Source organism: Pelomonas margarita, from assembly GCF_043555875.1.
Taxonomy (GTDB): domain Bacteria; phylum Pseudomonadota; class Gammaproteobacteria; order Burkholderiales; family Burkholderiaceae_C; genus Pelomonas; species Pelomonas margarita.
Genome location: NZ_JBIGHW010000081.1, coordinates 1 through 284 on the forward strand (window position 1 = coordinate 1; position 284 = coordinate 284).

Below are 284 nucleotides of genomic sequence, written 5' to 3' on the forward strand. Positions count from 1 at the left end.
GGCCACGCCAGCATGTCGGGGGTGTTCTACCTGACACTGGGCGTGCTGCTCGCGCAGCGCCACGGCCGGCGACCGCAGCGGCTGTTCCTGCTGGGCGCGGCGGCGCTGCTGGCGGGGCTGATCGGCGCCAGCCGCGTGGTGCTGGGCGTGCACTGGGCCAGCGACGTGCTGGCCGGCTGGGCCTTCGGCGCGGACTGGGCCGCGCTGTGGTTCTACCTGGCCACGCGGCTGCGCGACGCGCGACGGCCGCACTGACACCCTGCTTAAACAGGGTGTGAACGGCT

1 protein-coding gene is annotated in these 284 nt (G+C 73.9%); it reads left to right on the top strand.

The window, feature by feature from the left end; genetic code table 11:
* On the top strand, positions 1–255 hold a 255-nt coding region (locus tag ACG0Z3_RS23330; RefSeq protein ID WP_394402461.1), incomplete at its 5' end, for a phosphatase PAP2 family protein.
* Positions 256–284 lie beyond the last annotated feature (29 nt).